The organism is Deinococcus koreensis, from assembly GCF_002901445.1.
GTDB classification, from domain to species: domain Bacteria; phylum Deinococcota; class Deinococci; order Deinococcales; family Deinococcaceae; genus Deinococcus; species Deinococcus koreensis.
In genome coordinates, this window is sequence record NZ_PPPD01000001.1 from 649,141 (window position 1) to 675,558 (window position 26,418).

Genomic DNA, 26,418 nt, shown 5'->3' on the forward strand with positions numbered 1-26,418 from the left:
CGATCACAGGAGGGTGCCGCACGGGATTAGCCCCAATCCTCAGCGGCTACCCGAAGACCGCCCGGAGCGTCCAGCTCTGCTCCCAGATCCGGTGGACAACCAGAGAAGCGGGCCAGGATCGCTCCCGGCCCGCCCCTTCCTGCTCAACACTGCTCAGGTTCAGCGCTTTACGAAGTCCAGCAGCACCCGGTTGAACTCCTCCGCGTGGGTACTGTTCAGGCCGTGCGGGGCGCCCTTCATCACATGGAGTTCAGCATTCGGCTGATACTGCGGCACGCGCTGCCCGCTGGCCTCCAGCGGCACGATGCGGTCGGAATCGCCGTGGACGACGAGGGTCGGCACAGTCAGCTTGGCGAGGTCGGCGCGGAAGTCGGTGGTACCGAACGCCCGCACGCACTCCTGGCTGGCGACCGGGGACGCCTGCAGGTACATGGTGGCGGCGAAATCCAGGAATTCGTCGCCCAGCGCCGCGCCGTTCTCGTCCCAGTTCAGGAACTCCTTCGTGAAACCGGCCAGGAACTGCGGGCGGTTGGCGGCCACCTTCGCCATCATGCCCTCCACGTCGGCCTCGGCCAGCCCCCCGTCCGGGTTGTCGGCCGTCTTGAGCAGGAAGGGCGCGATAGAGGCGACCAGCATGGCGCTGCGGAGGCGCTCGGTGCCGTACAGGCCGGCGTAGCGCGAGACCTCGCCGCCGCCCATCGAGAAGCCCACCAGCGTCACGTCGCGCAGGTCGAGGGCCCCCAGCAGGTCGTTCAGATCGGAGGCGAAGGTGTCGTAGTCGTAGCCCGTGGCGGTCTTGCCGGACTGGCCGAAGCCCCGCCGGTCGTAGGCGACGACCTGGTAGCCGGCGTGCCTCAGCGCGTCGATCTGCCTCTCCCACATGCGGCCCGACAGCGGCCAGCCGTGGATCAGCACCACCGGGCGGCCCTGCCCGTAAGTTTCGTAGTAGAGCTCGGTCGCGGGCGCGCGGGTGTGCTTCGTCTGGATGGTGGGCATGGCGAAACCTCCTGCAGGGGGAATGAGGGCGTGTCCTGCACGGGCGCAGGCTGCTCTGGGGAACCCGTTCGACGTCGAAGCGTGTAGACACACCCTATGACCTGGCGGCTCCGGTGGGCTGTGAACCGCCTTGACGAGACGCTGAACTTCCGCCGACCGGCAGCAGAAAGCGCCGACCCAGATGGCGTCGGCGCTCGTCCATGCGACTCAGGCCAGGCGACTCAGCTCAGGCTGCTGCGCTCGACGTTCAGGTATACAGCCACGTCGTCCATGCTCTCCACCTGCGAGAGCGGCACGTAATGGTGCTGGCCGTCCGGGGAATCCTTGCGGGTCAGCTTGATCTGCTCGCCCTCCAGATGATCGACGGTGCCGACGTGCTCACCGTTGACGTCCCTGACCTGCAGGTGCTCTCCGCCCTGCTCCAGACGGGCCTTCAGATCTTGCGCGATGCGGTCGGTGATTTCGCCGGGCTGGGTGTTCTGGGTCATGTCCCGAGTGTCGCCCCCGCCCCCTCCGATCCGATGACGGTCAGCTTCAGGCCACCGTTAGCCGACGTTGATCGAATCGTTAGACGGCACAGATCGGCGGCCCATCCAGCGATCTCACCCCCTCCCGCCGACCTGTCACCGGCCCCGCTATCATGGCCGGCGATGACTACGGACGGCGGTAAGGGCAAGGGCGGGAAGGCGCAGCAGTACGGCGTGACGCCTCAGAGCACGGATTTCAACGACTGGTACAACGAGGTCGTGAAGAAGGCCGATCTGGCCGACAACTCCCCGGTGGCGGGCGCCATGGTCGTGCGGCCCTACGGCAGCGCGCTGTGGGAGAACATCGTGCGCTGGCTGGACGACCGCTTCAAGGCGACCGGCCACGAGTCGCTGGTCTTCCCCACCCTGATTCCCATGGGCTTCATCATGAAGGAGGCCGACCACGTCGAGGGCTTCGCGCCCGAGCTGTTCACGGTGAACAAGATCGGCACCGAGGTGCTGGCCGAGCCCTACGTGATGCGGCCGACCAGCGAGACGATCATCGGGCACATGTGGGCGGGCTGGCTCAACTCCTACCGCGACCTGCCCTTCCTGCACTACCAGTGGGGCTCCGTGTTCCGCGCCGAGCTGCGCACCAAGGCCTTCCTGCGAACGAGCGAGTTCTACTGGCACGAGGGCCACACCGCCCACGCCGACGAGGCCGAGGCGAGGGCCGAGGTGCGGCAGCTGCTGGATATCTACCACGAGTTCTGCCGGGACGTGCTGGCGCTGCCCGTGGTGCGCGGCGAGAAAACCGCCTCCGAGCGCTTTGCCGGGGCGGTGGCCACCTACTCCATCGAGGGCATGATGCGCGACGGTAAGGCGCTGCAGAGCGGCACCAGCCACTACCTCGGCCAGAACTTCAGCCGCGCCTTCGAGGTCAAGTTCCAGACCCGCGAGCAGAAGGAGGAGTTCGCCCACACCACGTCCTGGGCGATCTCCAGCCGGATCATCGGGGCGATCATCATGACCCACGGCGACGACTTCGGCCTGATCATGCCGCCCCGCATCGCGCCCATTCAGGTGGTCGTGATTCCGGTGGGCCGTAAGGACAACTTCGACGAGATGGTCGCGGAGGGCGAGAAGCTGGCGGCCGAGCTGCGTGCCCAGGGCCTTAAGGTCAAGGTCGACAAGCGCGACGGCGTGACCAACGGCTTCAAGTACAACGACTGGGAACTCAAGGGTGTGCCCGTGCGGATCGAACTCGGGCCGCGCGACCTGGAGAGCGGCGTGGTGGTCGTGAAGAACCGCAACGGCGAGGAGAAGGAGACGCTCGGCCGCGACGAGGCCGTGAGCGGCATGCCTGCTCGCCTGGACGCCATCCACGACTGGCTGTATGGCCGCGCGAAGGATTTCATGCTCACGCACACGCTGGAGGTGGACAGCTACGACGCCTTCCAGGAGGCCATCGAGGCCTCCAACTGGGCGCGCGCCTTCCACTGCGGCGGCGCCGAGTGCGAGAAGGCCATCAAGGACGACACCAAGGCCACCACCCGCAACATTCCGCTGGACGACGCCGAGTTTTTCAACGAGGGGGGCGAGGGCGCGTGCGTGCGGTGCGGTCAGCCCAGCGCCTACGGCAAACGGGTGATCTTCGGTCGGCAGTACTGAGGGTCGGCAGGACGGAACAGCACTCACAACTGATCATGTAGCTCCTCCAGGGTGTCCTCGGCCTCAGCCCCGCGCTGTCCGGGGGCACGCTGCTATGGCGGCGGCGCGTGTGGCCGCGCACTCGTTCGTGGTGGGGCCTGGATGACGTGTTGGGCGTCGTCTGCATCCAGCTGACGTTCGATTTCGTAGCTCTTCTTGAGCTGCACTTGGACATCCGGGAGAGACCGCAGGGCAGACTTCCGGGTCGCCGTGCAGGTCTGGACGGTGATGGCCCTCGTGCTGGCCGGACTGCTGGTGGCGCTGCGGCGTGTATGGTTCCCCCTTCGTCCCACCTGAGCCAATTCGGAACAGGCTCCGCAGTTCAGGGTGCCTTCACACCATTTCAAGGCCGCCTCAAGTCCGCAAACTGAGCGCTGCGCGGTGCCGGAACCTCATAGCTGGGGTTCGGAGATGTGCGGAAGGGCCCGAATTCACGAAGTCTTGGTTCATGCCGTCCCCCTAGAGGTCACCTTCCGGACTGCTGAGAATCACCCCTACCAACACCGCCCCTGGTGGGGCCACGTTGTCGCCCGTTCGTGTTCGTCCGTAGGTCTTCCGTGCGTGCCCGCATCGGCGCGCGTCCTCCCTGGCGCAGAGGTGTCGGGGAGGCCCTGAGGAGCCCCACCATGACCCACTCGCCCGTCGCCCGGCCCGTCTGCCTGCTGCTCGTAAGCGCCCTGCTCGCGTCCTGCGGCTCGCCTCAGCCCTCTCCGAATCCGGCGCCGCCCGGCGGCACGGACACCCGGCCCGAAGGCGACTACACCGACCGCTGGACGCTGCAGGAGGCCATGCAGATCCCGCTGAACAAGACCGCGCAGACCGCTACCCCGGCGATCACCGACTGGCCGACCATCAATTTTCCCCAGCCCAACCCGCGCGGCCTGCAAAAGACCCTGCCCGGCTACCACATCTGGGACACCTGGGCGATCCGCACCCTGGGCGGCGGCGTGGCTGACATCCAGCTGAACGACGGCAAGACCTACAACGTGCTGATCCACCTGAGCGTGAAAGAGGACGTGCTGCCGGGCAAACGCCACGACATCGCCACCCTGCGCTATTCGTACGCCACGGACGGCAAGAGCTGGAAGCTGGGCGCCAATGACGGGCTGGTGTTCCCCAAACAGGACTCGTTCGGCTCGCGCAACTGGGCCGGCAGCGCCGTGATCACCGATGACGGTCAGGTCTTCGTGTTCTATACGGCCACGGGCGAGAAGGGGGAGGACTTCAACGCGGCCCTGCTGCCCAGCCGTGCGGGGCGGGGGGACATCAGTTCGTCGGCCCTGCGGGGGGGCCTCCTGCCGCTCAGTGGCAGCGGCGCCGGCGACATCCAGCCCGGCATCTCCTACGAGCAGAAGATCGCCGTGGCCTGGGGCCCGAAGCTGAAGGTGGTCGGCGGCCAGGTCGTGTTCGACGGCGCCTGGAAGCACAAGGTGATCCTGCGCGCCGACGGCACCTATTACCAGACCCTCCAGCAGTCGGATGTGGGAGATCTGTATGCCTTCCGCGACCCCTGGGTGTTCCGTGACCCGGCCGACAAGAAGCTGTACATGCTGTTCGAGGGCAACGTGGGCGGCATCAAGTCGCAGCAGAAGTGCGACCCCGAGGACATCGGCGACGCGGCCTACCGCGCCTCGGTGCAGGTGCCGGAGAACGCCCGCAACTGGAACGGGGCCCTGGGTCTGGCGGTCAGTTCCGGCAACAGCGGCACGACCGGCGCCGACCTCACTGCCAGCCTGACCAACTGGAAGCTGACCCCGCCGCTGCTGACCGCCAAATGCGTCAATCAGGAGCTGGAACGGCCGCACTTCGTGTTCAAGGACAACAGGTACTACCTGTTCACGAGCAGCCACGTCAAGAAGTTCGCCGAGATCGGGGATCTGCGCGCCCGTGGGGTCGAGGGGCTCTACGGCTTCGTGGGAAACAGCATCCGGGGCAACTACACGCCGCTCAATGCCGGGGGGCTGGTGCTGAGCAACCCCTCCACCCAGGACTACCAGGCCTACTCCTACGACGTGATCCCCACCACCGACCCCAGCCGCTACCTGATCACCAGCTTCATCGACTCGCCAGGCATCGGAGACCGGGATATCGGTGAATTCTCCTCCCTGACCCCGGAGCAGCAGTTCCGGGCCTTCGGCGGAACGCTCGACAAGACCCATGTGCTGGAGATCACTGGCACGGGCACCCGCCTGAACGGCCAGCTGGACTACGGGCAGATCAAGCCCTAGGAACGGGCCGAGCGCCCACCGAGAGCAGTGCCGGAACCCACATCGATCACCGGGTTCCGGCACTGCTGTTCGCGGGCGCAGACGTTCTCCCACCCTCAGCGGCCGGACGCCATCAGGGAGATGCCGACCAGCCGCGCCAGCTGTGCGGGTCGCGGAATGCCAGCACACTGAGCAGGAAGATGAAACCCAGGCTGGGGCGGTCAAGCGCGGCGACCCCGGCGGTGGGGCCGATCTTCAGGGCGGCGAAATAGGCCAGCCAGGAACCGGCGCCGCTGATCCCGACGAGCAGCAGCAACAGCCACGCGCGGCCGGATGATGCACTCGTGGCCGTTGATGACTTCTGCCCAGGGTCACCTCCAGCATCAGGCAAGCCATGATCAGGGCGCGCAGGGTGGTCGCCAGGGTTGAGGGCACCCCCTCCAGCCCCAGGCGACCGAACAGGGTCACGCCCGCCCAGCGCCGCGAGCAGGCCCAGAACGATCCAGCCGAGGGAGAGATTCATGGCCGCATGAGGCACGCAGACGAGCATGAAGCCGTGGTCAGATAGTTTACAAATCTACTCAACTACTCTGCTATCCTTCCGGCATGAAGCGAGTCCTCCTCCCCCTCCTGACCCTTTCCCTGATCGCAAGCGCCGGTGCCCAGCAGGCCAGAGAAATCCGCCTGGGAGTTTTTCCCAATATCACCCACGCGGCCGGGCTGGTCGGCGTGCAGCGCGGCCTGTTCCAGAAGGAACTGGGCAGCGGTGTGAAGCTGGTCGTCAAGGAATTCGCCAACGGCTCGCAGGTCAGCGAGGCCTTCGCGGCGGGCGCCATCGACGCCGCCTATGTCGGCCCCGGCCCGGCCATGAACGCCTTCCTGCGCGGCGTGCCCATTCAGGTCTACGCGGGCGCCGCGAACGCCGGGGCCGTGCTGGTGGCCCGCAAGGACGCGGGCGTGCGCGGCGTGAAGGGGCTGGCCGGCAAGAAGGTCGCGGTGCCCACGCGCGGCAGCACCCAGGACATCTCCCTGCGCCACCTGCTCCATGAGAACGGCCTCAAGGCCAGCGATGAAGGCGGCAACGTAACCATCGTGCCCATCGATCCGGCGAACATGCCCGCCGCCTTCGCCGCGAAGCAGGTCGACGCGGCGCTCGTGCAGGAACCCTGGGGCGCCGTGATGGAAACCCAGGGCGCCCGGCTGATCGCCAACGAAAAGGCCATCTGGGAGGGCGGGAACTACACGACCACGGTGCTGGTCGTGAACACGAAGTTCGCCGGGCAGAACCCGGAGGCCGTGAAAGGCCTTCTGCGCGGACACCTGGCCGCCATCCGCTTCATCGGGGGCAGCAACGCCGGCGCGCAGAAGGCCATCGCCGAGCAGATCTACAGCTTCACCGGCAAGCGCCCGAACACCGCTGAGCTGTTCAAGGCTCTGGCCCGCACGAAGGTCACCTGGGACATCAACCTCAAGACTCTGGCCGAGTACGCGCAGCTGAACAAGGAGGCAGGCTTCGCGCGGGACGTGCCCGATCTGAACCGCTTTGTGGATCTGACGCTGGTACGCTCGCTGGCGAAATGAGAGGGACTCCGAAAATGTCCGTTCCAGAAATGAAATTTTCCGAGCGGAGCGAGGACGGCCTCCGACGGGTTCCGGAAAGTAGGGGAGCACCGAGCGCTCTCCCAGGTGTTTCGCAGATGGACGGAAGCCGTCTATGGAGAACGGCGTAGGCCTGCATCAGTCTTAGTCTGACGAGCAGCGTCCAGCGCAGTACAGGGCTTTACCCACCGAGGCGAACCTGAGCCGTGTTCAATAAGCCCCGCCGCTGACCTCGTACACTTTTCCCTGAGAGTTCCTGCACATCCTGGCCTGGGCCGGGATGTCGGTCTATGGGGGCGGGTAGACTGCTGGGCATGACAGGGCCAAAGAAGGGTTCAAGGGGACGCGGCCCGAAGAAGAACACCGCGCAGGGACGCGGCGGCATCACCCGCGACACCGTGAAGCCGGCGCGCGAACGCCCCAGTGAACGCAGTACGGCCGAGCGGCCCCCCGCCGAGCGCACGACCGCGCGGGGCAGCGAGATCAGCACGAGCGGAGCAGGAAAGACGTCCGGGTCGCGGTTCAGCCGATCCGGAGGGGCCTCGGGCCGCAGCGGGGCCGCCGCCCGGCCGGGCGCCAGCACCAACCCGGCCCGCCGGAAACCGGCCGAGCGTGGCGATTCGGAGGGCGCCGCCCGTCCGAAGAAGGCAGGGGGCGGGTCGTCCGCTTCGCCGCGTCCAGGCGGCAGCTCCGGCTCGGGCCGCAGGCCGCCGCCCAAGGTGGGCCGCAAGCCCATGCCTGAGCTCAAGCGGGTGGTGCTGGACGCCCCCGCGCCGGACACGGTTTTCCGCGACCGCGACGGCGAGCCGCAGAGCTTCCCCGAGAGCAACCTCAAGCGGGTGGCCGCCCGAATCCTGAGCGAGAGGAACAAGGCCTGGCGCTACCGGCCCTTCTCGTTTCCGCTGTTCACGGACAAGGGCAACGAGCAGGCCTTCCACTTCGACTTCTATGTCTACGATTTCGAGGACAGCGTGATCCGCCTGATCCTGGTGATCCCCTTCGAATCGCGCGAGGTCTGGGACAGGGTCGGCCGCTTCAAACGGCAGTACCCGATGTACACCTATGAACTCTGGACGCCGGAAAAGCTGGCGCATCTGGATGGCCCGCGCGGGCGGCTGGAGTTTTAGAACGTCTCACTGATCCGGAGGCACCTTCGGCGTCCGGTATCCGGCAGCGGAGCAGACGTCTCTCCTCCCGATGGCTTCCAACCAGCCTCCCCGACCCTGACGTCCGGGAGGCTCGTTCAGGGGGGTAAGGGTGGCACCGAGCCCCCGCCCCTCACCTGAAATGTGGTGTAATGCCCACTTGCGGCCACGCACCCGATATGCTGGGTTCAGCTGATGACCCAACAGTCAGCAGCGCTCATGTCGCTTTAATACTTCAACTGAACCTGTAGCCTCTCCAATTTTCTGGATGAGAATCGTCTGGTAGCGTTTCCAGCACAGGTGAGCCACCGGGTCACTCCGGCCACCCCCTGATCCTGAATGACCCCCAGACCTGCGCCGGGCCGCGTCACCGCCCCCGAGGAGTTTCCTGCATGACCATGACCACTGAACCCACCCCGACCGTCCGCCTCCGACCCGGCGCTCCCTACCCGCTGGGCGCGACCTGGGATGGAAAGGGCACCAATTTTGCCCTGTACTCCGAGAACGCCAGCGCCATCGAACTCTGCCTGTTCGACGAGCAGGGCCACGAAACCCGCTACCCCCTGACCGAACAGACCGCCTTCGTGTGGCACGGCTATCTGCCCCAGGTCGGGCCGGGCCAGCGCTACGGCTACCGCGTTCACGGCGAATACGCCCCTGAGAAGGGCCTGCGCTTCAACCCGAACGTGGTGCTGCTCGACCCCTATGCCAAGGCGCTGGACGGCACCGAGCAGTTCGACGAGGGCGTCTTTGGCTACGTGCCCGGCGGCGACGACACGGTGATGCAGACCGAGGAGCAGCGCGGCGCGCCCCTGGGCATCGTGACCGACGGGGTCTCCTTCGACTGGCAGGGGGATCGCCGCCCGACCATTCCCTTCCACCAGGCGGTGATCTACGAGGCGCACGTCAAGGGCCTGACCATGACCCACCCCGACGTGCCCAACGAGCTGCGCGGCACCTACGCCGGGATCGCCACCGAGCCGATCCTGTTCTACCTGCGCGAACTGGGCATCACCAGCATTGAGCTGATGCCGGTGCACCAGCACGTCGACGATCCCTTCCTGCTCGACAAGGGTCTGACCAACTACTGGGGCTACTCCACGCTCTCCTTCTTCGCGCCGGACGTGCGCTACTCGGCCGAGGCGCGGCGCGGCAACCCGGCGGGCGCCGTAGACGAGTTCAAGGCGATGGTGCGTGCCCTGCACCAGTCGGGGATCGAGGTCATCCTGGACGTGGTGTACAACCACACGGCGGAAGGCAACCACATGGGGCCGACCATGTCCTTCAAGGGCATCGACAACCCCACCTACTACCGGCTGGTGGCCGGAGACGAGCGGCACTACTTCGACTACACCGGCACCGGCAATTCGCTGAACGTGCGCCACCCGCAGACTCTGCAGCTGATCATGGACTCGCTGCGCTACTGGGTCAGCGAAATGCACGTGGACGGCTTCCGCTTCGACCTGGCCTCGACGCTGGCGCGCGGGCTGCACGAGGTCGACCAGCTCTCGGGCTTCTTCACGATCATCCACCAGGATCCGGTCATCTCGCAGGTCAAGCTGATCGCCGAGCCCTGGGACGTGGGTGAGGGCGGTTATCAGGTCGGCAACTTCCCGGTCAACTGGGCCGAGTGGAACGGCATCTACCGCGACGACATCCGCGCCTTCTGGAAGGGCGACGGCGGGCTGGCCAGCGAGATCGGCTACCGCCTGACGGGCTCCTCCGACCTGTACCAGAACGACGGCCGCAAGCCCTACGCCAGCATCAACTTCGTGACTGCTCACGACGGCTTCACGCTGCGCGACTCGGTGACCTACGAGCAGAAGCATAACGAGGCGAATCAGGAGGGCGGCAACGACGGCCACAACCACAACCTCACCTGGAACTGTGGGGTGGAGGGCGAGACCGACGATCCGGCCATCGACGAGCTCAGAAAGCGCCAGCAGCGCAACTTCCTGGCGACCCTGCTGCTGGGCCAGGGCACCCCGATGCTGCTGGGCGGCGACGAGATCGGGCGCACGCAGGGCGGCAACAACAACGCCTACTGCCAGGACAACGAGATCAGCTGGTACGACTGGGCGAGCCTGGACGAGGAGCTGCTGGCCTTCACCAAGAAGGTGATCGGGCTGCGCAAGGCCCACCCCGCGCTGCACCGCCGCAAGTTCTTCAGTGGCCGCAACATCCGCGGCGAGGACGTGCGCGATCTGGTCTGGCTGCGCTTCGACGGCCAGGAGATGACCGACGACGACTGGACGAACGGCCAGACCCAGAGCATGGGCCTGTTCCTCGACGGCGACGGCCTGGACGACATCGACGAGCACGGCGAGCCCCTGCGCGACGACCACCTGCTGCTGCTGCTCTCGGCCTCGCACGTGGATCTGCCCTTCCAGCTGCCCGAGCTGGGCGGCTGCGGGGCCTGGGAACTGCTGCTCGACACCAGCGACGACGCGGCCAGCGGCACCGAGCAGGCCGGTGAGGAGTCCACCCTGCGCGGCCGCTCGGTCAAGCTCTACCGCTGCCAGCGGGGCTGAGTCCAGACAGGGCCGCCCACCGACCGCAGCGCTTCGCCCCCGGGGGGCCGGATCAACAGTCGTCCGGCCCCCCGTCCGTCTTCGCCCGTTCGTGCTCCCTCCCGTGCCCCCAGCCGCCGTGCCGGTCGTGGCCTGGCCTTCAGTCTCCGCTCACCAGACCCGCATCGCCGTTTTTATCCTGAAGTGTTGGCTGCCGCCCTGGCAGCCCTGGAAGGAGAGTTCATGATTGCCCCCCAGCGTTCCCCCGCACACCCGCCCGCCGCACTGACCGGCCGGCTGGGTGCCCAGCCCCTGCCGGACGGCTCGGGCACCCGCTTCCGGGTCTGGACGACCACCGCGGCCGTGGTGCATGTCCGGGTCGATGGCGAGACCCACCCCATGACCGACCTGGGCGAAGGCTTCTTCGAGGTCACCCTGCCCGTCCGTCCCGGCGCCCGCTACCTCTTCCTGCTCGACGGCGCAGCGCGCCCCGACCCCTACGCCCGCTTCCTGCCGAACGGGGTTCACGGCGAGGCCGAGGTCATCGACCTGAGCGCCTATCAGTGGCAGCATCCGGACTGGCGCGGTCTGGCGCTGGCCGACTGCGTGTTCTACGAACTGCACCTGGGCACGTTCACGCCGGAAGGGACGTACCGGGCCGCCCAGGAGAAGCTGCCGTACCTCAAAGACCTCGGCATTACGGCCATCCAGCTCATGCCGGTGGCGGCCTTTCCGGGACAGCGCGGCTGGGGCTACGACGGCGCGGCGCTGTATGCCCCCTTCGAGCCCTACGGCCGCCCCGAAGAGCTGATGGCCTTCGTGGACGCCGCGCACGGCCTGGGCCTGGGCGTGTTCCTCGACGTGGTGTACAACCACTTCGGCCCGGACGGCAACTACCTCTCGGCCTACGCGCCGGACTACTTCACGGACCGCTTCCACTCCGCCTGGGGCATGGGGCTGGACTACGCCGAGGGGCACATGCGCCGCCTGATCACCGGCAACGCCCGGATGTGGCTGCGCGACTACCGCTTCGACGGCCTGCGCCTGGACGCCACCGCCTCCATGCCCGACGACAGCCCCGTGCACATCCTGCAGGAGCTGGCGCAGGAGGTACACATGCTGGGCGGCACCCACCTGCTGCTGGCCGAGGATCACCGCAACCTGCCCGAACTCGTCACGGACTACGGCCTGGACGGCATCTGGGTGGACGACTTCCACCATGAGGTGCGCGTGACCCTCACGGACGAGCACGAGGGGTATTACGGCGGCTTCCAGGGCAGCGCAAAGGAACTCGCGCAGGTCATCAACCGGGGCTGGAAGTACGAGGGCCAGTTCTGGAACGTGAAGGGCGAGGAGCACGAGCGCGGGAAGCCGGCCGACGCCCTGGAGGCGCCCAGCTTCGTGTACTGCATCCAGAACCACGACCAGATCGGCAACCGCGCCATCGGCGACCGCCTCCACCACGACGAGAAGGTCACCCAGCAGGAGTACCGCGGCGCCTCGGCGCTGCTGCTCACGCTGCCCATGACGCCGCTGCTGTTCCAGGGGCAGGAGTGGGCCGCCAGCACGCCCTTTCCCTTCTTCAGCGACCACCACGGCGAGCTGGGAAAAATGGTCAGCGAGGGCCGCAAGAAGGAGTTCGCCTACTTCAGCTCGTTCGCCGGCGAACACGTGCCCGACCCGCAGGCCGAGAGCACCTTCCTGGGCGCCAAGCTGGCGTGGGACGAGCGGGAGGAGGGCGAGCACGGCACCACCCTGAACCTCTACCGCGCCCTGCTGAAACTGCGCCGCGAGGATCCGGTACTGGGCCAGCGATCGCGCCGGAACATCGAGGCGGGCCACGTGGGCGACGTGCTGTGGGTGCGCTGGCGCACCGCCCAGGGGGAGCGGGCGCTGCTCTGGAACCTGAAAAAAGAGGCGCTCCCCCTGGACAGCCTGGAGCTGACGCTGCCCCCCCAGGTCATGCTGCACAGCGAATCCGGGCTGACCGGCGAGCTGCCGCAGCCGGGCACGCTGGGGGCCGGCGAGGCCGCGCTCTTCGGGACGCCATGACCCAGGCCGCCTCTGTGCCGCTGGCGGAGCCCGCCCCGGACGCCCTGGACGCCGCGCCCTTCAGCACCCACCTGCCGGCCGCGACCTACCGCCTGCAGCTGCACGCGGGGTTCGACTTCGCGGCGGCGCGCCGGGTGCTGCCCTATCTGGCGCGGCTGGGCGTCTCGGACGTGTACCTCTCGCCGATCTGGGCCAGCACGCCGGGCAGCACCCACGGCTACGACGTCACCGACCATTCGCTGGTGAACCCGGAACTGGGCGGCCTGGCGGGGCTGCGGCGCCTCGCGGCCCGGGCGCGTGAACTGGGCCTGGGCATCGTGGTGGATTTCGTGCCCAACCACATGGGCATCCAGGGCGGCCACAACCCCTACTGGGAGGACGTGCTCACCCACGGGCAGGCCAGCCGCTACGCGCACTTCTTCGACATCTCCTGGCATCCGCTCAAGCGGGCGCTGGACGGCAAGGTGCTGCTGCCGCTGCTGGGCGACCAGTACGGCCGCGTGCTGGAGCGGCGCGAGCTGAGCCTGGAGCGGGACGGCGCGCAGTTCTCCCTGCGCTACTGGGAACGCCGGCTGCCGCTCTCGCCGCGCTCGCTGGCCGGGCTGCTGAGCAGCGTGACCGGCGGCCTGCCCACCCGCACCACCGACCTGACGCGCGCCGAACTGGCGAGCATCGCGCGCTCGGTGGCGAACCTGCCGCGCTCGACGGCCGGCGGCCTGACCGCGGCCGACCGGGAAGGCCGCGCCCAGGAGATGGAGGTCATGTCCCGGCGCCTGAACGCGCTGCTGGAGGGTTCCAAGACCCTGCGTGACCTGCTGGACGCCGCGGTGGCCGAGACCAACGCCGACCCCGAGCGCCTGGACGCGCTGGTGGGCGAGCAGAACTACCGCCTGGCCTCCTGGAAGGTGGCCTCAGAGGAGATCAACTACCGGCGCTTCTTCGACATCAACGACCTCGCCGCGCTGCGTATGGAAGACCCGCGGGTGTTCGACTGGGCGCACGCCACGCTCTTCGAGCTGCTGCGCTCCGGCGTGATCCAGGGCGTGCGGCTCGACCACACCGACGGTCTGTACGACCCCGCCGGCTACTTCCGCGAGCTGCAGGCCTGGGCGGGGGCGGCCCTGAACGCTCCGGCCGAGACCCGGCGGCCGCTGTACGTGGTGGCCGAGAAGATCCTGGAGCCCGGCGAGACGCTGCCGGGGGGCTGGGCCATCCACGGCTCGACCGGCTACGACTTTCTGGCCCAACTGAACGGCGTGTTCGTGGACGGCGCCCGCGAGGACGAACTGAGCGCCATCTACCGCCGCTTCACGGGCGACCGCCTGAGCTACGGCGAGCACCTCTACCGGGGCAAGCACCTGATCCAGCGCGTGAGCCTGCCCGGCGAGGTCAACGTGCTGGCCGAGCACCTGGAGCGGCTGGCCGAGGCCGACCGGCGGTCGCGCGACTTCACGCTGAGCACCCTGCGCGGCGTGATCCGCGAGGTGATCGCGTCGTTTCCGGTCTACCGCACCTACCTGCGCGCCGACGGCTCCCGTGAAAGCGGCGACAACGACAAGATCGCCCACGCCATCTCGGATGCCCGCGCCCACAACCGCCGCGAGGGCCGCCCCCTGGACGACAGCGCCTTCGGCTTCCTGACGGCCGTGCTGACCCTGGACGCCCCAGACGAGGCCACCCGCGCGGCCTGGGCCGACTTCGCCCTGAAGTTCCAGCAGCTGACCGGGCCGGTGACCGCCAAGGGGGCCGAGGACACGGCCTTCTACCGCTACGCCCGGCTGCTCTCACTGAACGAGGTGGGCGGCGATCCAGCGCTGTTCGGCACGCCCCTGCGCACCTTCCACACGGTCGCCCGGCACCGCGCCGAGCACTGGCCCCAGGCCATGCTGGCCGGCAGCACCCACGACACCAAGCGCGGCGAGGACACCCGCGCCCGCATCAGTGTGCTCAGCGAGATCCCCCAGCTCTGGGCCGGATTCCTGAGCACCCACGCACCGCTGCTGCTCTCGCTGGGCCGGGATCTCGAACTGGGCCGCGCGCCCACGCCGCTCGACCAGTACGTGCTGCTGCAGACCGTGCTGGGGGCCTATCCCCTGCAGGGCGAGCTGGAGGGCTTCGCGGGCCGGATCGGCGAGTACATGCTCAAGGCCGCGCGGGAGGCCAAGCTCAGCACCAGCTGGGCCTCGCCCAACGCCGAGTACGAGGAAGCGCTGATGGGCTTCGTGCAGGAGCTGCTGGGGCATGGCGAGTTCATGGACAGCCTGCGCGGCCTGCACGAGCGCATCAGCCCCCACGGTGCGCAGAACGGCCTGAGCGCCACGCTGGCCCGCCTGAGCGCCCCCGGCGTGCCCGACACCTACCAGGGTTCCGAGGGCTGGAACCAGAGTCTGGTCGACCCCGACAACCGCCGCCCGGTGGACTACCTGGGCCTGAACCGTGCGGTGGCCCGCCTGGAGAAGCGTCCCGACCTCGCGGCCGCCCGCACGCTGCTGGGCCGCTACGAGGACGGGGCGGTGAAAACCCTGGTGACCTGGGCCGCCCTGCAGGCCCGCAGGGCGCATCCGGAACTGTTCCGCCAGGGCACCTACCGCGCCATCGACGCCGGGAAGTACGTGCTGGCCTTCGCCCGCGAGCACGAGGGCGCGGTCGCCGTGACGGTCGCGCCGCGCCTGACCCTGACCCTCACGCGGGGGCGCACGCCCTGGGCGCTGGGCGAGGTCTGGGGCACCCGGCAGCTCAGCCTGCCCCGGGCCGGCACCTACGAGAACGTGCTGACCGGCGAACGGTTCCGCGCCCGCAGCAGCAGTATCCCGCTGGCCAAGGTGCTGGAGGACTTTCCCCTGGCCCTCCTGGTGGGCCGCTGAGGCCAGCCGGAAGGGCCAGACAGGCCCCTTGAGCTGATCTTCACCTCCGCCTGGGCTGCCGGAAACTTTTCAGGTCAGGGTGCCGTACTGTAAAGCGTATGCAGACCTATCCCACCACCACAGGCAAGACGGCGGACCTTGTCCGCACGTTCATGGCCCGTACCTACTCCTGGATGGCGGCCGGCCTGGCGCTCACCGCCGGCATCGCCTTCTTCACCGCGCAGAACGAAGCGCTGGCCTTTCAGGTCATGCAGTGGCGCTGGCCGCTGATCATCGCGCAGTTCGGCCTGGTGTTCTTCCTGAGCATGTTCGCCCAGAAAGTCAGCAGCACGGTGGCCGGGGGGTTGTTCATCCTGTACGCCGCGCTGACCGGTCTGACCTTCTCCTCGCTGCTCTTCGCCTACAGCCCCAGCGCCGTGACGGCGGCATTCGCCACCACCGCTGGTACCTTCGGCCTGATGAGCGTGGCCGGCTTCGTGATCAAGAAGGATCTGAGCGCGATGGGCCGCTTCTTCATGTTCGCGGTGCTGGGCCTGTTCGTGGCCATGATCGTGAACCTGTTCGTGGCGTCCTCGGGCCTGACCCTCCTGATCTCGATCGTGGGCGTGCTGCTGTTCGCCGGCCTCACCGCCTACGACACCCAGATGCTCCGCAACATGGCCCTGAGCGGCGTGAGCGGCGAGATGGCCGAGCGGGCCGCCATCAACGGCGCGCTGGCCCTGTACCTCGATTTCATCAACATGTTCCTCTTCATCCTGCGCCTGTTCGGCTTCGCGGGCGGCAGCAGCAGCAACGACTGAGCCGTCCCGACCTCGGCACCAGAACGCCCCGGCTCCGGCTGGGGCGTTTGCTTTGAGCGCTACGGCTTGTAGAACTCGCTGAAATAGGGCTGGCCTTGGAAGCTCAGGTCGCGCAGCTTCGCATAGCCCACGACCACCGGCTCGGCACACGCCTGGGCCACGTGCGGCAGGTCGGTCGGGATGAGCTGGAGCCCGCCCCTGAGCAGGCTGACCGTGTAGGCGGGCTGGCCTCGGGAGCCCAGGAGATCGCGGCACTCGGCCCCGGGGCCGGCCGGCAGGCTGCCCAGGTAGAGGCGGTGCTGCTCCCCCGGGGTCAGCAGCGGCCAGATGTCGTCAGGGCGCAGGGCCTCGCCGGTCAGCCGATCCAGGATGACGCCCTGCTGGCTGATATTCGGGTGCGCCCCGCCGCAGTAGAAGTCGGCCGTGTCCAGGAAGCTCAGCAGTTTCGCGCTCAGGAAACGGGGGCCCTGGTCGAGGCTGTAGTCGGTGTCCATACCGCTCCAGTCGCCCCCGGAGCGGCATTCCAGCGCGGCGATGGCGTGCATGGCCTGGCGATCCTGCAGGGCGCCGTTCAGGGCCGCCGACTCGCCGGGCAGCCGGGGGTAGGTCAGGCCTGAGCGGGGCTCACGGACGCTGGTGCCGTCAGAGGTTCGGTTCCAGGCGTGGTTGATCTTCAGGAAGCTGTAGGGGTCGTCGCGGCGCAGTTTCTGCAGGCCCGGCGTGACCGGCAGGGCGAAGGGGATGGCCGCGGCGTGCAGGCGACTCAGGGTCACGGGCATACCGACCTTCGTTCCCGCCTTCGTCCAGGTGCCGGCCCAGCCCCTGGCGCCCGGGGTCAGGCGCAGGCAGGCGCGGGCGCGGCGTTCCCCGGCCGCCCGGTCGGACACGCTCTCCTGGAGGATTAGCGTCTGTCCGCTGTGGAACGCCTCCAGATTGATGTCCAGCCCGGTTTTCTCGTAGGAGTAGCGCTCGTCGGCCCCCAGGCTCAGCACGGCCGGCTGCCCCGCCACCGTCCCCCGGAAGACGCCTGTCGCGGCCCCGGCGGGCAGACCCGGCTGGCCCCCGCAGGACTGCGCCGCCTGCGCTCCAGCCACCGGGAACCACAGCGCGCAACTCCATCCGACGAGCAGGCTCCACCACGGTTTCATGACTCAGCCTAGCGTGCCCCGCCCTCAGAACTCCCGTTCCGGCTCGCCGCGGCTGTCGAAGCGCCCCGAGCGCAGCAGCGCCTCCTCGAAGGCGCCGAAGGGGGAATTCGCCCGCGCCCAGGCCACCGCGCCGCCGACGTCGTAGGCCACGGCGCGGAAATCCACCGTCCAGCGGCCCGCACGCCACTCCAGCAGCGTCCAGCGGGCCCGCGGATCGCCGTCCACCTGATCGCTGACCGCGCCCGCGTTCACGACCAGCGTGTCGTTCACGCGGGTGGCGCCCGGCCGGTGGGTGTGGCCGCACACCACGACCTCGGCGGCCAGCGGCGCGACCAGTTGCCCCAGCTCCAGCGGGTCGCGCGACCGGTAGAAGCCCGGGCCGTCGGGCGAGTCCTGCCAGACCCACAGCAGGCTGTCCCAGGCGCTCTCCGGCGTGCCGTGGCAGGCGTACACGCCGCCGATGCGGGCGCCCAGGGGCAGGGCCGCCAGCCGCTCACGTGCCGGGGCGCTCACCTGGGTCTCCAGCCACGCGCCGACCTCCAGCGCCAGGGCGCCGCGCCGACCGCCGGGCCAGAGCTTCTCCTCGTTGTTGCCCCGCACCTCCACGGCGCCCAGTTCCGCCTGCAGCGCCGCCGCGCGGGCCGGGTCGGCGCTGCCCTCGATCTGGTCACCGAGGTTCAGCAGCGCGTCCGGGGCACAGGTCTGGACATCGGCCAGCACCGCCTCCAGCGCGAAGGCGTTGCCGTGTACGTCGCTGATGACCGCCAGCCTCACGCGGCCCAGGCTAGCGCGGCGGGGGACGCGGCACCTCACCAATGCTTTAGCATCGTGCCCATGAGCATCCTGCCCGACTGGCGTATCCGCGAACTGGCACTCTCGGGCATGATCGACCCCTTCGAAGACCGGCTGGTTCGCACCGCCGAGAACGCCCAGGTGATCAGCTACGGGCTCAGCAGTTTTGGCTATGACCTGCGCTGCGCCGACGAGTGGAAGATCTTCACCAACGTGAACTCCGCCGTGGTCGATCCCAAGCACTTCGACGAGCGCTCCTTCGTGGACATCCAGGCGCCCGAGATCATCATTCCGCCGAACTCCTTCGCCCTGGCCCGCTCCCTGGAATACATGCGGATTCCGGACGACGTGATGGTCGTGGCGCTCGGAAAATCGACGTACGCACGGTGTTTTTCCGGCGACACGCGGGTGGCCCTGGCTGATGGCCGCTCACCGACCCTGGAGGAGATGGCGCGCGGCGCGCAGGAAGGCGAGCTGTACTTCGGCTACAGCATCGGCCCCCTCGGTCAGGTGCTGGTCACGGAACTGACCGCCCCCCGGTATATCGGCCGCGATTCGCTGCTGGAATTGACGCTGGACACGGGTGAGACCATCCAGACCACCCCGGATCACGAGTTCCTGACCCGCGACGGGCGCATGGTGGCAGCCGGCGCGCTGACCCCCGGCGCCCCCTTGATGCCGCTGTACCGTTCGCTGCGCCGGGGCTACGAGATGACCTTCCAGCCCCTGACCGGGTACATGCTGGGCACCCACCGGATGGCCGACGAGTGGAACCTGCGCCACGGCGTCTACGAGTCCCAGCCGGGCACCCACCGCCACCACCTCGACGGCGACCGGCTCAACAACGCGCCCTGGAACATCACCCGTATGGAGGCCGGCGCCCATCTCCGGCTGCACAACGAGGTCACGTATGGCGAGGGCTTCCATCCGCAGGAACACGGCGCGGCCATCTCGGACGCCCTGACGAGACTGCGCGAGAACGACGCGTGGTACGCGCGCTACCGGGCAGCCCAGGCCACGCGCGCCCAGGAGTTCTGGACGGGTGACCTGCACGCCGCCACCCGCGCCGACCTGCTGCGCCGTCACCGTGAGCGCTGGACAGACGAGGAGCGGCAGGCGCAGCGGGAGCGGCTGGCCCGGTTCTGGGCCGACCACCCCCAGGCACGCGGGGTTCAGGGCGAACGTTCCCGTCAGGCCTGGCAGCGCGACGACGGCTCACGCCGCGCCGGACAGGCGAACCACGCCCGCACGTTGAAGCTGCGGGAGGACGTGACCGAGGCCAGCGTGCGCCGCGCCCTGGATCAGACCGGTTCCATCCGCGGCGCCGCCGGGCTGCTGGACGTGGATCGCAGCGCTTTCAGGCGCTTTCCCGACGTCCTGGCCGCCTTCCGTGGTCAGGCAGCGGACGCGGGTCGGCCGGTGGTGAACCATAAGGTTCTGAGCATCCGTGAACTGCCGGGTGACCATGACGTGTACTGCCTGACCGTGCCCGAGGCCGGGAATTTCGCCTTGGAGGCGGGCGTTTTCGTCTCCAACTGCGGCATCGTCGCCAACGTCACGCCGCTGGAGCCCGGCTGGGAGGGCCACGTCACGCTGGAGTTCAGCAACACGACGCCCCTGCCCGCCAAGATGTACGCCTTCGAGGGCTGCGTGCAGCTCCTGTTCTTCCAGGGCGAACGCCCCGAAGTGACGTACGGCGACCGCCAGGGCAAGTACCAGGGCCAGCGCGGCGTGACTCTCCCCCGGCTCTGACCGGGCGGTTGAGCGGGCCTTCATCTCTGAACACTGTGTCAACAGTGCCGGAGTGAATCCGGGAGCGTCACCTGTCAGCGTGGGCACATGCCGGACAAAGACGACAAGAACAAGGGCCACACCAGCCAGCCGCAGGACTACGACCGCAACAAGAAGGAAGTGCACGAGATCGAGCACGACAACAAGCCTTCCCTGAAGGGCGCCAACGACCGCGAGGCCAACGCGCCCCGTAACAACGACGATGGCCTGAGCCGCAAGGAACTGAAAGACCGCGAGGAAGCCCGGAGCGTGCCGACCAGCAAGTAAGACCAGGACGCTCTTGAAAGGTCGAGGCTGATTCGCTCAGCCCCGGCCTCTCGTCGTGACGGCGCTGGCCGGGTGGCCTGGAGGTGAGCATGGAACCGAAGCGTCCCTCCTGGGGCCTCGTCGCTCTGTCTGCACTGTTCGTGCTGGCGGGCAGCCTCCACTTTCTCCGGCCCGAGGTCTTCGATGGGGTCGTGCCGCCCGGCACACCGATGTCGGCCCGTACGGCCACGCTGCTCAGCGGCGCCGCCGAAATCCTGGGCGGCCTGGGCCTGCTGTACCCAGGAACCCGACCGGCCGCCCGCTGGGGACTGCTGGCGCTGCTGATCGCCGTGTTTCCAGCAAACGTCTTCATGGCGCAGCAGCCGGAGAAATTCGGGCTGCCCGCCTGGGCGCTCTGGACCCGCCTGCCGCTCCAGCCCCTGCTGATGTGGGCGGTGTGGCGGGCGGGCCGGCGCTGAACCGACAGGAAGCGCGGCTCAGCGCACGGTGTCACCATCGTCGCTGTCGTCCTCGTCCGAGTCGAAATCATCGTCAGGGGAGGCCGGGTCGTTGTCGCTGTCGTCCCAGTCGCGGCCCATGCTGGTGCGGCGCAGGTCGTCGCGCGGGGCACTCAGGCGCTCCTCGCCCTCGTCGTCGCCGCTCAGCACGGCCTGGGCGCGGGCGAGCACCGGCAGGTCGGCCGGGCTGGTCTCGTAGCGCTCGGCCAGATACGCCGCCACCCAGGCGCCAAAGTACCACAGGGCCAGCTGCGCCGGATACCCCACCGCGCCCTGCGGGTAGGGCACGTGGATGATCTCGTCGATGCGGCTTTCCAGGATCTCGCGGGTGAGCTGCAGGGTCTCGTCGGCGTCGCCCAGGATCAGCGCCACCCGGGCGTCGCCCTGCTCGTGGCGGGCCTCGAAGGCGCCGGTGCTGAGGGCCAGGGGATCGCCCAGCAGCGGCACCGCCAGCGTCTTGGCGATCCGCGCGAGCAGCTGCTGCCAGGCGTGGGGCAGGGCCTCGGCGTCGGGGGCGGCCAGCAGCAGGGGCAGGCGGCCCCACAGGCTCCAGGCCAGGTCGCGGGCGGGGTTGTTCTCGGTCACGTGCGGGGCGCAGCGGGCCGCCAGATCAGCGATCAGGGCGTCGGCGGCCTGGGCGTCCCCGGCATGACCGCTGGCGTGGGCCAGGTACTGCGCGAAGTGGTAGGTGGCGAGCGGGCCGCCCGGCATCAGCACGTTGATCTCCTCGGGGGCGCCCCCGGTACTGACATGCCGCACGCTGGCGCCTGCCACCTCGGCCAGATCGGCGTAGTCGGTCGCGGCGGCGCGGGCGTCGGGGCTGCTCAGCACGAACTGGGTGCCGCTGCGGGCCAGCACGCCGGGCACCAGGGTCTGCCCCAGGTGCGCGGCCAGGGTGCCCTCGCCTGCCCCCACCAGGCCGTAGGGGCCGCTTTCCGGGCGGGTGGGGCCGGCATAGGAGCCGCTCAGGGTTTCGAGCAGGCTGAGCAGATTGAAGGTCGGTGCAGTCATACCCTCCAGGGTACAGGCTCAGGGCCGCCGCCCTGCCCAGAGCACAGACCAAAATCACGCTTGGAACGCGATTTTCGGCTTCACGCCCGTTTAACCTTGCGTGCTAGAATCCTGCGCGTGTCTTTCGGAAGCCGGCCTCACCGTGTCAGCAGCAACGCAAACACCACCCCGCAGGGTGGCGTTGAGGGTGGTGCACTCGACTGGGCTCGAACCAGCGACCTTTGGCTTCGGAGGCCAACGCTCTATCCAGCTGAGCTACGAGTGCGGAGTCGGTCAGCACACAGTCGATCAGTTCAGAACCGACCAGTGCAGAGCCCAGATACCCTAGCACCTGGTATGAAGGAGATCAAGTGAAAAGAAAACCTCTCGTGAACGGCCTGCTGATCCTGCTGGCCCTCCTGCTGGTGGCCGGCATGGCCTACCAGTTCACGCCCAATGTCGGCTCACTGTTCAACAGCGGCCCCAAGGGCACCCCCGCCCTGAGCGTGAACGGCACGACCGTGACCGTAGAAGCCCTGGAGGAAGCCCGCCGGGGCAACCCGGTGCTGAGCAGCACGGACACCGGCGTGCTGGGCGACGACTTCAAGACGGTCGTGGTGCAGGGCAAGGTGCGCGAAACGCTGATCTCTCAGGCGGTCAAGGACATCCGGATCAGCCGGGACGAGGTGAACACGGAAGTCACCAAGATCCGCGAACAGAACGACCTGAAGGACAACAAGAAGTGGACGGACGCGCTGCAGAGCCGGGGCTTCACGGACTCCTCGTTCCGCGAGCAGGTGCGGGTGGGCCTGGCCTACCAGCGCAAGCTCGACGAGCTGAAGAAGGCCGTGCCCGCCGCCACCGAGGCCGAGGCGAAGCAGTACTACGACCTCAACCCCCAGGCCTTCCAGAGCGACGCGCGCATCGTGGGCCGTCAGATCGTGGTGACCGACAAGGCCAAAGCCGCCGCGCTGCTCGCGCAGGTGAGGGCTGGGGCGGACTTCGCCAAGCTGGCGGGTGAGAACAACGCCGCCGCCGACTTCAAGGATCGCGGCGGGGCGCTGGGCCCCATCGAGAACGGCGCTCCCCGCCCGGTCGCGCAGGTCGCCCTGCCCACCGAGGTCGGCCCGGCCGCCTTCGCCCTGAAAGACGGCGGCGTGACCGACGTGATTCCCTCGGGCGGCAAGTTCTACATCGTGAAGGTCGAGAAGACCCTGGCGCCCGCCGTGAAACCCTTCGCCGAGGCCAAGGCCGACGCGGTCACCGCCGTGAGCGAGCAGAAGAAGAACGCGGCGCTGGAAGCCTGGATCAGCGGGCTGGAAAAGGACGTCAAGATCGAGTACAAGGATCCGAACTGGAAGGTCGAGAACCCCACGGTCGCCACCGTGGGCGGCCAGAACATCCCGTACTCGGCCGTGCTGGAGCAGGTCGTGGGCAACCAGCAGTTCTCGCAGCTGCTGCAGCAGGTGCCGCCTGAGCAGGCCGCCGGGCTGGTCAACGGCATCCTCAAGCCGCAGGTGGTCGAGCAGCTGATCCAGGGCTACGCCGCACCCACCCTGGCCCAGCGCCTGAAGCTGAACGTGGTCGGCAGCCGCCAGGAGATCACCGCCGCGCTGGCCGCCTACGGAGCCCGCGACGTGAAGGTCACGGACGCCGATATCCAGGCCTATTACGACCAGAACAGGGCGCAGTTCCAGACCCCGGCCAGCGCCACGGTGGCCGAGGCCAGCTTCAAGGATCAGCAGAAGGCGCTGGCCTTCCGCACGGGCTGGAACGGCAGCGGCAGCTTTACCACCGCCGCCGCCAAGGCCGGCGGCACGGTGAGCGAGCGCGGCGCCGTGAGCGCCGGCGACGGCAAGCTGAGCGAGGAACTGAACGCCGCCGCCTTCAGCGCGAAGGCCCTGCGCGACGCAGGCGAGGGCAGCCTGAGCGATGTGGTGAAGGTCGGCGACCGCTTCTCGGTGCTGTACCTGACCGATCTGAAGGCCGCCGTGAACCAGCCGCTCAGCGCCGTGCGCTCCCAGATCGAGACGCAGGTGCTGGGCAGCAAGAAGCAGGAGGCCGGGCAGAAGTTCCTGACCACCGAGGTCGCCACCCTGAAGCCCGTGAACAGGCTCAAGGAAGTGCTGGCCGCGCAGGAGAAGCGCGTGGCCGCCGCCGCGCCGAAAGCCGCGACGCCTCCGGCCGGCACGGGCACGGCGACGCCGGCGACCCCGGGCACGGGCGCCACGGGTGAGGGCGCGACCCCGCCGGCCTCCACGCCCGCGACCCCGGCCACTCCCGCCGACAGATGAGCCTCACCTCCCTTCAGGACGGCCCGGCGAAATGCGGGCCGTCCTCTTCTTTGGTCTTTCTGCTCTCCGGTCTGACCCGTTCCGAGAGGCTCGTCGCGGCAGCTCCGACGCGTGACCGGCTCTGCACCCTGCTGCCCATAGCCCTGCCAACAGGCACACGGACGCCGCTACGTCCTGTCGTCCAGAAAGATCAATCTGATCGCCCTCTCTCCACCGAGCAACGCAACGACCCCGGACATGACTCTCCATACGGCCGCCCCGCCCTCCCCTGGCCGCCCGCTACAATCCGCTGTGTGAAGTCGCGCGTGTTTTCAGGAATCCAGCCCACCGGTGAGCCGCATATCGGGAACTACTTCGGCGCCATGCAGAACTACGTGAAGCTGGGCGAGCAGTACGGCAAGAACTCGATCTACTGCGTGGTCGATCTGCACGCGCCCACCAATCCCGGCGCCTACGACCCGGCCCTGCTGGCTCAGCGCACCCTGGACATGGCGGTGGCGAACATGGCGGTGGGGCTCGATCCGGAGAAGGTCATCTTCTTCGTGCAGTCGCAGGTGCCCGAGCACACGCAGCTGGGCTGGCTCTTTACGGTGATCACCCCCGTGGGCGAGCTGGAACGCATGACCCAGTACAAGGACAAGGCGGGAGCGCTGGAGAGCGTGCCGGCAGGGCTGCTGATGTATCCGGTGCTGCAGGCCGCCGACATCCTGCTGTACAAGGCCGACACGGTGCCGGTGGGCGAGGACCAGGTGCAGCATATCGAGCTGACCCGCGAGATCGCCCGCAAGTTCAACCAAGCCTTCGGCGAGACCTTTCCGGAACCCAAAGCCGTGCTGGAGAAGAACGCCCTGCGGATTCCCGGCGTGGACGGCCAGGGCAAGATGAGCAAGAGCAAGGGCGAGAGCAGCGTGCTGGGGCTCTTCGAGGCCATGGACTCGATCTGGGCCAAACTGCGCCCCGCGCCCACGGATCCCGCACGCGTGCGCCGCACCGATCCCGGCGACCCCGAGAAGTGCCTGATCGGCGACTACCACAAGCTCTTCTCGGACGACCAGACGCTGCAGGTGGTCTACGACGGCTGCCGCACGGCCGGCATCGGCTGCGTGGACTGCAAGAAAATGCTGATGGAGGGGGTGCGGCGCGAGCTGACGCCCATTCAGGAGCGGGGGGAACGGCTCCGCGCCGACCCCGACCTGATCCGCGACGTGCTGGCCCAGGGCGCCCGCGAGGCCCAGGCCATCGCCGCGCCGGTCATGGAGGAAGTGCGCCAGAAAGTCGGCTTCCTGAAGGTCTAGCGCATGACGGCCACGCCGCTTCCGGTGGGGATGAAGGACGGGATGGTGGCCGTCCCCGGCGCCCAGCGCGCCGGCCCAGAGCTGGCCAGCCCGCCCCACGCCTTCTCGGTCGAGCTGCCCGTGTTCCACGGCAGTCTGGCCGAACTGGCCTCGGCCCTGCGGACAGGCCGGATTCTGCCCACCGAGGTGCCCCTGCTGCGCCTGACACGCGAGGTGCTGGCCTGGGTCGAGGCGGTGGCCCAGCTGAACCAGCCGGAGCTGCTGCCGGCGCTGGCCACCGTGATCGCCGTGAAGGCCCGCCTGCTGCTGCCCCAGCCCGAACCGGACGACGACCCGGACGTGCAGGGCGACCTGCTGGACGAGGTGGTGGGCGGCGTCGAAGCCCTGGCCGAACTGGACGCCCTGGTGACCTTCCTGAGCGCCCGCCGCCGCGAGCGCGAGGGCCTGGTGCCCGCCCAGCCGGTGGCGGTCGATCTGCCGCGCCGCGAACGCCCCCGCAACCCGCAGGGCAGTCTGGCGCGGCTGGTGCGGGCGGCGCAGAACGCGGTGCGCCAGATCGAGGTGCCCCTGCTGGCCCGCGACCGCCTGACGCTGCAAGGCGCCCTGAACGCCCTGCGCTCCTTCGGCCTGCGCCTGCGCTCGTTCACCTTCCGGGGCATTCCCACCCAGGACTGGGGCGAGCGCACCACCTACTTCGCCGCGCTGCTGGAGGGAGTCAAGGAGGGCAGTTTCGAGGCCCGGCAGGACGAGGTCTACGGCGACATCGCCGTGACGTCGAACCTGAGCGAGGACTGATCCGGGGGAGGGGCGCGGTGGTCGCCCTGAGACCGCCACCCCCTCGTCATGCCGGGCGCAGCGAAGTCTCTCCCAGACGCTGTCCTTGAGAGCCTGCTCTGGGCTCAGGGGAATCCGGGTATCGGGCCGGCGCGACGTCGCCTCTATCCAGCATCCGGGGCGAGGCGTGGTCTGCTGGGGCGTGTCTCCCCTTCCCGCC

General features: G+C 68.6%; 20 protein-coding genes and 1 tRNA gene. 14 read left to right on the forward strand and 7 right to left on the reverse strand.

The window, feature by feature from the left end; all coding sequences use genetic code 11:
• Nucleotides 1-159 precede the first annotated feature (159 nt).
• Nucleotides 160-996, reverse strand: a complete 837-nt coding sequence (locus CVO96_RS03045) for an alpha/beta fold hydrolase (protein ID WP_103310201.1) — start codon at nucleotides 994-996, stop codon at nucleotides 160-162.
• Nucleotides 997-1,217: 221 nt separating this feature from the next.
• Nucleotides 1,218-1,484 (reverse strand): DUF2171 domain-containing protein, encoded by a 267-nt coding sequence (locus tag CVO96_RS03050; RefSeq protein ID WP_103310204.1) that lies wholly within the window; start codon nucleotides 1,482-1,484, stop codon nucleotides 1,218-1,220.
• A 162-nt stretch (nucleotides 1,485-1,646) separates the two neighbouring features.
• Between CVO96_RS03050 and proS the strand changes: the two genes are divergently transcribed.
• Both proS and CVO96_RS03060 read left to right on the forward strand, forming a co-directional pair.
• Entirely contained in the window at nucleotides 1,647-3,134 is a 1,488-nt protein-coding gene (gene proS / locus CVO96_RS03055) for a proline--tRNA ligase (RefSeq protein WP_103310207.1), read from the forward strand.
• 665 nt (nucleotides 3,135-3,799) lie between these two features.
• Complete coding sequence (locus CVO96_RS03060) at nucleotides 3,800-5,401, forward strand: glycoside hydrolase family 68 protein (protein ID WP_103310209.1); 1,602 nt, start codon at nucleotides 3,800-3,802, stop codon at nucleotides 5,399-5,401.
• 112 nt (nucleotides 5,402-5,513) lie between these two features.
• Here the strand turns inward: CVO96_RS03060 and CVO96_RS21375 are convergent, their stop codons facing one another.
• Nucleotides 5,514-5,696, reverse strand: coding sequence for a hypothetical protein (locus CVO96_RS21375; RefSeq protein ID WP_243398140.1), 183 nt, complete (start codon nucleotides 5,694-5,696; stop codon nucleotides 5,514-5,516).
• A gap of 290 nt (nucleotides 5,697-5,986) precedes the next feature.
• Here CVO96_RS21375 and CVO96_RS03070 point away from each other — a divergent pair, with 290 nt between their 5' ends.
• The 6 genes from CVO96_RS03070 to CVO96_RS03095 all read left to right on the forward strand — a co-directional run bounded on the left by CVO96_RS03070 (nucleotide 5,987) and on the right by CVO96_RS03095 (nucleotide 16,350).
• On the forward strand, nucleotides 5,987-6,961 hold the full coding sequence (locus CVO96_RS03070) for an ABC transporter substrate-binding protein (RefSeq protein WP_103310212.1): 975 nt from the start codon (nucleotides 5,987-5,989) through the stop codon (nucleotides 6,959-6,961).
• A gap of 332 nt (nucleotides 6,962-7,293) precedes the next feature.
• Nucleotides 7,294-8,106 (forward strand): hypothetical protein, encoded by an 813-nt coding sequence (locus CVO96_RS03075; RefSeq protein WP_103310214.1) that lies wholly within the window; start codon nucleotides 7,294-7,296, stop codon nucleotides 8,104-8,106.
• 410 nt (nucleotides 8,107-8,516) lie between these two features.
• Nucleotides 8,517-10,655, forward strand: coding sequence for a glycogen debranching protein GlgX (gene glgX / locus CVO96_RS03080; RefSeq protein WP_423739354.1), 2,139 nt, complete (start codon nucleotides 8,517-8,519; stop codon nucleotides 10,653-10,655).
• Between the two features lie 222 nt (nucleotides 10,656-10,877).
• Nucleotides 10,878-12,686: a malto-oligosyltrehalose trehalohydrolase gene (treZ, locus tag CVO96_RS03085; protein ID WP_103310217.1), complete on the forward strand. Its 1,809-nt coding sequence runs from the start codon at nucleotides 10,878-10,880 to the stop codon at nucleotides 12,684-12,686.
• Nucleotides 12,683-15,550 (forward strand): malto-oligosyltrehalose synthase, encoded by a 2,868-nt coding sequence (treY, locus tag CVO96_RS03090; protein WP_103310219.1) that lies wholly within the window; start codon nucleotides 12,683-12,685, stop codon nucleotides 15,548-15,550. The genes treZ and treY overlap by 4 nt, the downstream gene beginning before the upstream one ends.
• A 98-nt stretch (nucleotides 15,551-15,648) precedes the next feature.
• Complete coding sequence (locus tag CVO96_RS03095; RefSeq protein ID WP_103310221.1) at nucleotides 15,649-16,350, forward strand: Bax inhibitor-1/YccA family protein; 702 nt, start codon at nucleotides 15,649-15,651, stop codon at nucleotides 16,348-16,350.
• 59 nt (nucleotides 16,351-16,409) lie between these two features.
• Here CVO96_RS03095 and CVO96_RS03100 read toward each other — a convergent pair whose 3' ends face one another.
• Both CVO96_RS03100 and CVO96_RS03105 read right to left on the reverse strand, forming a co-directional pair.
• The gene (locus CVO96_RS03100; protein WP_133161730.1) at nucleotides 16,410-17,498 is read right to left on the reverse strand and encodes a hypothetical protein; all 1,089 of its coding nucleotides are present in this window, start codon (nucleotides 17,496-17,498) and stop codon (nucleotides 16,410-16,412) included.
• Nucleotides 17,499-17,522: 24 nt separating this feature from the next.
• A complete protein-coding gene (locus CVO96_RS03105; protein ID WP_103310225.1) occupies nucleotides 17,523-18,272 on the reverse strand; it encodes a metallophosphoesterase family protein in 750 nt (249 codons plus the stop codon).
• A 60-nt stretch (nucleotides 18,273-18,332) separates the two neighbouring features.
• Here CVO96_RS03105 and CVO96_RS03110 point away from each other — a divergent pair, with 60 nt between their 5' ends.
• The 3 genes from CVO96_RS03110 (at nucleotide 18,333) to CVO96_RS03120 (ending at nucleotide 20,806) form a co-directional block, all read left to right on the forward strand.
• A complete protein-coding gene (locus CVO96_RS03110) occupies nucleotides 18,333-20,042 on the forward strand; it encodes a dCTP deaminase domain-containing protein (RefSeq protein WP_103310227.1) in 1,710 nt (569 codons plus the stop codon).
• 87 nt (nucleotides 20,043-20,129) lie between these two features.
• Entirely contained in the window at nucleotides 20,130-20,348 is a 219-nt protein-coding gene (locus tag CVO96_RS20980; protein WP_165795184.1) for a hypothetical protein, read from the forward strand.
• Between the two features lie 89 nt (nucleotides 20,349-20,437).
• Entirely contained in the window at nucleotides 20,438-20,806 is a 369-nt protein-coding gene (locus CVO96_RS03120) for a DoxX family protein (protein ID WP_103310229.1), read from the forward strand.
• 18 nt (nucleotides 20,807-20,824) lie between these two features.
• Here the strand turns inward: CVO96_RS03120 and CVO96_RS03125 are convergent, their stop codons facing one another.
• Both CVO96_RS03125 and CVO96_RS03130 read right to left on the reverse strand, forming a co-directional pair.
• Entirely contained in the window at nucleotides 20,825-21,856 is a 1,032-nt protein-coding gene (locus tag CVO96_RS03125; protein ID WP_103310231.1) for an SIS domain-containing protein, read from the reverse strand.
• A 188-nt stretch (nucleotides 21,857-22,044) separates the two neighbouring features.
• Nucleotides 22,045-22,121 (reverse strand) — tRNA-Arg (locus CVO96_RS03130).
• 85 nt (nucleotides 22,122-22,206) lie between these two features.
• Here CVO96_RS03130 and CVO96_RS03135 point away from each other — a divergent pair.
• From CVO96_RS03135 to CVO96_RS03145, 3 genes are all read left to right on the forward strand, one after another.
• The gene (locus tag CVO96_RS03135) at nucleotides 22,207-24,129 is read left to right on the forward strand and encodes a peptidylprolyl isomerase (protein ID WP_103310233.1); all 1,923 of its coding nucleotides are present in this window, start codon (nucleotides 22,207-22,209) and stop codon (nucleotides 24,127-24,129) included.
• Nucleotides 24,130-24,422: 293 nt separating this feature from the next.
• Complete coding sequence (trpS, locus tag CVO96_RS03140; RefSeq protein WP_103310235.1) at nucleotides 24,423-25,424, forward strand: tryptophan--tRNA ligase; 1,002 nt, start codon at nucleotides 24,423-24,425, stop codon at nucleotides 25,422-25,424.
• A gap of 42 nt (nucleotides 25,425-25,466) precedes the next feature.
• Nucleotides 25,467-26,219: a segregation and condensation protein A gene (locus CVO96_RS03145; RefSeq protein WP_103313264.1), complete on the forward strand. Its 753-nt coding sequence runs from the start codon at nucleotides 25,467-25,469 to the stop codon at nucleotides 26,217-26,219.
• Nucleotides 26,220-26,418 lie beyond the last annotated feature (199 nt).